The 5,965-nt window shown below is 72.9% G+C and carries 7 protein-coding genes; 2 read left to right on the top strand and 5 right to left on the bottom strand.

The window, feature by feature from the left end:
* Together GKQ77_RS25890 and GKQ77_RS25885 are read right to left on the bottom strand one after the other, a co-directional pair.
* On the bottom strand, window positions 1-552 hold a 552-nt coding region (locus GKQ77_RS25890; RefSeq protein ID WP_372459985.1), incomplete at its 3' end, for a carbohydrate kinase family protein.
* Complete coding sequence (locus GKQ77_RS25885) at window positions 549-1,454, bottom strand: pseudouridine-5'-phosphate glycosidase (RefSeq protein ID WP_219691353.1); 906 nt, start codon at window positions 1,452-1,454, stop codon at window positions 549-551. The genes GKQ77_RS25885 and GKQ77_RS25890, both read right to left, overlap by 4 nt.
* A gap of 135 nt (window positions 1,455-1,589) precedes the next feature.
* On the opposite strand from GKQ77_RS25885, the gene GKQ77_RS25880 reads away from it, so the two are divergent.
* Complete coding sequence (locus GKQ77_RS25880; protein ID WP_219691352.1) at window positions 1,590-1,955, top strand: cupin domain-containing protein; 366 nt, start codon at window positions 1,590-1,592, stop codon at window positions 1,953-1,955.
* 37 nt (window positions 1,956-1,992) lie between these two features.
* Here GKQ77_RS25880 and GKQ77_RS25875 read toward each other — a convergent pair whose 3' ends face one another.
* From GKQ77_RS25875 to GKQ77_RS25865, 3 genes are all read right to left on the bottom strand, one after another.
* Window positions 1,993-3,261: an MFS transporter gene (locus tag GKQ77_RS25875; RefSeq protein ID WP_219691351.1), complete on the bottom strand. Its 1,269-nt coding sequence runs from the start codon at window positions 3,259-3,261 to the stop codon at window positions 1,993-1,995.
* Window positions 3,262-3,373: 112 nt separating this feature from the next.
* Entirely contained in the window at window positions 3,374-3,949 is a 576-nt protein-coding gene (locus GKQ77_RS25870) for a methylated-DNA--[protein]-cysteine S-methyltransferase (RefSeq protein WP_219691350.1), read from the bottom strand.
* Window positions 3,950-4,000: 51 nt separating this feature from the next.
* Entirely contained in the window at window positions 4,001-4,897 is an 897-nt protein-coding gene (locus GKQ77_RS25865) for a glycerophosphodiester phosphodiesterase (RefSeq protein ID WP_219691349.1), read from the bottom strand.
* 274 nt (window positions 4,898-5,171) lie between these two features.
* Here GKQ77_RS25865 and GKQ77_RS25860 point away from each other — a divergent pair.
* Window positions 5,172-5,965: MHYT domain-containing protein (locus GKQ77_RS25860; protein WP_219691348.1), on the top strand; the 794-nt coding region annotated here is incomplete at its 3' end.

Below are 5,965 nucleotides of genomic sequence, written 5' to 3'. Positions count from 1 at the left end.
CTCCCCGAGAAACCCCACCGACGCCGGATCCACACTCACCGGCACCCCACGCGCGCGTGCCGCCGCCAGCGCGTCACCGGCCGCCGCCCGGCTCGGCTCGGCGAAGAACAGGTAGCCGGACAGATGCAGCCAGGCCACACCGTCGAGCAGCGCGGGCGACCAGTCGGCGGGGGAGAGCCGCAGCGAGGCCCCGCTGTCCGTGAGGAACGTCCGCTCCGCGCCCGCGCCGACGTCCACCAGACAGATCACCGTCCCCGTCGGCGCCTCCGGATCGACGACGAGCCGCGACCGCACCCCCGCGCGCGTGAGCGCCGCCTCGTGCCACGCCGCGGAGTCGGCGCCGACCCGCCCCAGGAGGCGTACGTCAGGACAGCCCCGATACGCGGCCCAGCACGCCACGTTGGCCCCCGCGCCCCCCGGCACGGCCTGGATGGCGGCGGCCGTGTCGGTGCCCGACGCGAGTGGCGTACGGTGCCGGGCGACGATGTCCGTGACGACGTCCCCCACGACCAGCAGACCCCCGCCGGGGCGCGGTGCCGCCCGCACCCTCAGCGCCCGGCCCAGGCCGCCGCGACCCGCCCCGCGAGCCGCACATTGCCGCGCACCGCCGCGAGGTTCGCCGCCAGCGACGCCCCTTCGGTACGCCGCACCAACTCACCGAGCAGGAACGGAGTGACCGCCTGCCCCGTGATGCCCCGCTCCTCGCACGCCCGCAGCGCCTCGTCGAGCACGCGCGCGTGGAGCACCGGATCCAGCTGCTCGCCCACCGGCACCGGATTCGCCACGATCAGCGCCGTGTCGGGCCCGCCGAGCGCGTCCTGAGCCCGCATCACCTCGGCGACCTCCCCGGGGGAGCGCAGCGCCCAGTCCACGCCGTGCCCGGAGTCGGCGAGGTAGAAGCCGGGGAAACGGTTCGTCCGGTATCCCGCGACCGCCACCCCCAGCGTCTCCAGCCGCTCCAGGGTCGCCCCCACGTCCAGGACCGACTTCACGCCCGCGCACACCACCGTGATCCGGGTGCGGGCGAGCAGCCCCAGGTCGGCCGACTCGTCCTGCGTCACCGTCCACCCCCGATGCACGCCGCCGAGCCCGCCCGTGGCGAAGACCCGCACACCGGCGCGCGCGGCCAGCAGCGCCGTCGCCGACACGGTGGTCGCCCCGCTCGCGCCGGTCGCGACGGCGAGCGGCAGATCGCGGTGGCCCAGCTTGTGCAGGGAGTCGTCGTTCGCGACCCGCTCCAACTGCTCCTTGTCCAGGCCGACATGGGGGCGCCCATCGAGGACGGCGATCGTCGCGGGGACGGCGCCCCCATCGCGTACGACCGCTTCGAGGTCCTTCGCCACCTGGAGATTGCGCGGCCTCGGCAGGCCGTGCGCGATGATCGTGGACTCCAGCGCCACCACGGGCCGCCGCCGCGCGACAGCCACCTCCACCTCGTCGGACACCACCAGCACGGGCCTGCCTCCTGCCTGTCGGGTCTCCCCTCATCCCTGGCGGGCGGCACACCCCGGCAAACCCCCGCCGGGCCGTCACGGAGAAGACCGACCCCGGCACGGACCCCGCGCGGCCCCCGGCTAGGGTGACCGGCCATGACCACGAATGATCAGACCGCTGCGTCTTTTGCCGTGCACATTCCGGATGTCGAGCTGGAGGCCGAGCCGCTCGACCCGGAGCAGGTCGTCTCCGGTGACCCCGTGGTGACCGGCAAGGTGCTGTGGGAGTCCGCCGACGGCAAGCAGGTGCGCGGCATCTGGCAGATCACGCCCGGCGTGGTCACCGACACCGAGGCCAACGAACTCTTCGTCGTCGTCAGCGGCCGCGCCACCGTCGAGGTCGAGGGCGGCGACACCCTGCGGCTCGGCCCCGGCGACGCGGCCGTGCTGCGCGAGGGCGACCGTACGACGTGGACCGTGCACGAGACGCTGCGCAAGGCGTACCACATCACGCTGCCGTGACCCCCGGCCCCGCCTCCGGCGGCCCCACCCGCGCGCGTCACGCCTTCTTGACCGCCACCGCCCTGCGCAGAGCGAGTGCGGCCATGGGCAGCACCACGCAGACCCCGATGACGTTGAGCCAGCCGTAGCTCGCCCGCGCGACGATCAGGCCCGCGAGCGCCCCGCCGATGCCCGCCGCCGCGTTCATGGTCAGGTCCGAGAGACCCTGCACGGCGGCCCGGGCCGGCTGCGCCACCGAGTCGGTGAGCAGCGCGGAGCCGGCCACCAGGCCCGCGGACCAGCCGAGGCCGAGCAGGAAGAGCCCGGCGGCGGTCCGGCCGTGGCTCGCTCCCGCCGTCCCGGCGAGCAGCGCGGCGCCGCACAGCAGCCCCACCGCGAGGCCGATCACGGAGAGCCGCCCGAACCGGTCGGCGAGCCAGCCCATCACCGGCGAGAACGCGTACATGCCCGCGATATGGCCGCTGATGACAAGGCCGACCAACTGCAGGCTCGCCCCGTGGTGCCCCAGGTCGACCGGGGTCATCACCATGATGGAGACCATCACCGTGTGCGAGACGGCCACCGTCACCAGCGCGAGACGGGCCATCGGCGAGGCGGCCACCGCCGCGATGCCGGCCCGCAGCGAACGGCTCCGCGCGGTCCCTTCCTCCTGCGGTGCCAGCGCCCGGGCGGTGAGCAGCGGATCCGGGCGCAGCAGCACCGCCACCACCAGCGCGGCGACCGCGAAGATCACGGCCGCGAAGAGGAACGGCCCGGCCTCCTCGGGGATGGACGTGCCGGAGAAGGCACGGCTCGTGGGCGCGGCGATGTTCGGGCCGAGGACCGAGCCGATGGTGGTGGCCCAGATGACGAGGGAGATGGCGCGGCCCCGCCGCTCGGGCTCGGCGAGATCGGCCGCGGCGAACCGGGCCTGCAGCGTGGCCAGCGAACCCGCGCCGAAGGCCGCCATGCCGAGCAGCAGCAGGGGAAAGCTCTCGATGACCGCGGCCAGCACCACGAGCCCCGCGCCGAGCGCGCCGATCACATACGCGAGGACGAGCCCCGGGCGCCGTCCGCGGGACGTCATCAGCGCGGCGAGCGGCAGCGAGAGCAGCGCCGTACCGGCCACGGAGGCGGTGGGCGCGAGGCCGGACAGCGCCTCCGTCCCGCTGATCTCGGTCGCGAGCACGGGAGCCAGCGTGATGCCGATCGGAATGCCGAGCCCGCCCAGTATCTGACTGGCGATCAGCACCGCGGTCGTACGGCGGCGCAGGGCGGGCAGCGCCTCCGGCGCGGGTATGTCAGGGGCGTCGACGGTGTTGGTCACTGACGCAGTGTGCCAGGGGCCGCGGGGGCGTGGAACAGAGCCGCCGGGACCGGCACACCACCTCAGGGCGCCCGGAAGCACAAGGCCCTCGGAACCTGGAAGCGCAGGGCCCTCAGAACAGCGGCTGCGGAAGCACCCCCTCCAGCGCGAGCAGCCGCCGCTTGGTCTCCAGGCCGCCGCCGAAGCCGCCGATGCCCCCGTCGCTCTCCACCACGCGGTGGCACGGCACCACGACCGGCAGGGGATTGGCGCCCATCGCGATGCCGACGGCCTGGGCGGCGCGCGGCTGGCCGACGCGGCGCGCCAGATCGCCGTAGCCCACCACAGAGCCGTACGGCACGCCGGAGGCCAGCTCGCGCAGCACCTGCCGGTTGAAGCCGGATATCAGCGACCAGTCGAGCGGCAGTTCGAAGTCGCGCCGCCCGCCCGCGAAGTACTCCGCGAGCTGCCGTATCGCCTCGGCGAGCAGGGGTGACCGCGGGGCGTGGACCGGCTCGGCGCCCAGCCGGGAGCCGAGCCGGTCCAGAGCCCTGTCCCGCACCTCGTCCGTGGCGTGGAAGGCCACCGTGACAAGTCCCTCGCCGGTCGCGGCGAGCAGCAGCGGGCCGATGCCGCTGCCCACGACGGCCCACACGGCCTGCCGCCGGTCCTCTTGGCGCTGGTCCTCCCGGCGCTGGTCCTCGTTCATGCCGACCACCGTACGGCCGCCCACTGACAACGCGCCGCGCCGAGTCGAGCCTCAGAAGCCGCGCAGCGCCCTGCGTACGACGTCGGGCGCATTGGTGATGATCCCGTCCACGCCGAATTTCGCGGCGCGCACCGCGTTCGGGGCGTCGTTCACCGTCCACGTGAAGATCTCGAGGGGCTTGCCGTGCGGGCCCCTGAGCGCGTGGATCGCGGAGACGTAGTCGGCCGAGATGGAGGTGTGCGTCGAGTTGATCTGGTCGGAGAAGCGCGCGTACGCGGGCAGGTCGGCGACCGGGGGCGTGCCGAGGAAGCCGGTCTTCACATCCGGCCGCACCGCGTGCACGGTCCGCACACTGTTGGCGCTGAAGCTCTGGATGACCAGTCTGTTCCGTACGTGGCTCTTGTCGAGCCAGCCCGTCTCGCGCAGCACGCGCAGGCCCTGGTACTCGATGCCCGGATAGAGCTCGGGCTTCTTGAACTCGAAGACGAGGCTCTGGTGGTTGCGCGAGACGCGGCGCATGTACTGCCTGAGGGTCGGCACGCGCTCACCGGCGTACTTCGGGCTGAACCAGCTGCCCGCGTCGAGCCGCGCGATCTCCGCCGCCGTGAAGTCCGCGACCTTCCATGGGGCACGGTCGGGGAAGACCTCCTCGACGTTCGTCGTCCGCTTCAGGTTGTCGTCGTGCATGATCACGAGTTCGCCGTCCTTGGTCCGCTGGACGTCGTTCTCGACCCAGCGGAACCCCATGTCGCGCGCCTTGTCGATGGCCGCCAGGGTGTTCTCCGGGGCGTACGCGGAGGCGCCGCGGTGGGCGACGACCAGCGGCCTGCCGTGGTGGGCGGCCTGCGGCGTCGCGGGCGCCTGTGCGGAAGCGGGGGCGGAGGGGAGGACGAGTGCACAGGCCCCCAAGAGGGCGGCGGTGGTGGCAGCGGCAGCGCGTGCGAACACGGGTTCTCCTCGCGTCGTGAGATCGCGGACCGGTCGAGAGTGACAGTCCACGGCCAACGGGAAACAGGTGCAGGATGGCCACAGATTGAACGGAGTCACCAAAGTCGAGGACCCCGCGCGCGGGTAGCGCGATTCTTTGCCGGAAAATCGTTCTGGCGTCCCGGCGTGAGCTTTACTCTCTGCGTCAGCCGACGGTCTTTCAGATGGCCGACGGTAGGGGGTGTATGGGGCGTTTCGGGGCATTTGGGCACAACAGGCGGGAGGGCTACCGCGCATGCAGGGCACGGTCGACGGGTTCAGCTACGGAGTCGTCACCCCGGTGGTGGCCTACGTCATGGCCTGCCTCGGGGGAGCGCTCGGGCTGCGCTGTACGACCAGATCGCTGCTCGTCGCCCACTCCTGGCGGCCCGGCTGGCTCGCGCTCGGCTCGGCCGCGATCGGCTCCGGCATCTGGACCATGCACTTCGTGGCGATGATGGGCTTCACCGTCAAGGAGGCGCCCATCCACTACGACAAGGCGCTGACCTTCGCGAGCCTCGCCGTCGCCATCGTCATGGTGGGCATCGGGATCTTCATCGTGGGCTACCGCGGCGCGACCGGGACCGCTCTGTTCACCGGCGGCACCATCACAGGACTCGGCGTGGCGTCCATGCACTACCTGGGAATGGCCGGTATGCGCCTGCGCGGGACGCTGGAGTACAACACGCTGACCGTCGCCGCGTCCGTCGCCATCGCCATGGCCGCCGCCACCGCCGCGCTCTGGGCGGCCGCGCAGGTCAGAGGCTTCCTGTGGAGCCTCGGCGCGAGCCTCGTCATGGGCCTGGCCGTGAGCGGGATGCACTACACCGGAATGGCGGCCCTCAGCGTCCATCTGCACGGCTCGGGAGCGGCCCCGCCCGGCGACTCGCCCGCCGAGATCCTCGCGCCGATGATGATCGGGCCGCTCGCCTTCCTGCTCCTGGCGGGCGTGATCGTCATGTTCGACCCGCTGATCCTGATGGGCGGTCGCCATCCGGACACCCGGAGCACCGCGAAGGGCGCGGGGCCCCGCCGCCCCTACCCCTTTCT

Source organism: Streptomyces anatolicus (assembly GCF_019400875.1).
Taxonomy (GTDB): Bacteria; Actinomycetota; Actinomycetes; order Streptomycetales; family Streptomycetaceae; genus Streptomyces; species Streptomyces anatolicus.
The sequence above is the reverse complement of the archived record's forward strand: the minus strand, read 5'-3'. Positions and strand labels throughout refer to the sequence as shown.

Bases quoted from the DNA above. Each gene is read 5' to 3' on its own strand.
- GKQ77_RS25880 (WP_219691352.1), top strand. From the start codon at position 1,590: ATGACCACGAATGATCAGACCGCTGCGTCTTTTGCCGTGCACATTCCG.
- GKQ77_RS25870 (WP_219691350.1), bottom strand. From the start codon at position 3,949: ATGAACGAGGACCAGCGCCGGGAGGACCAGCGCCAAGAGGACCGGCGG.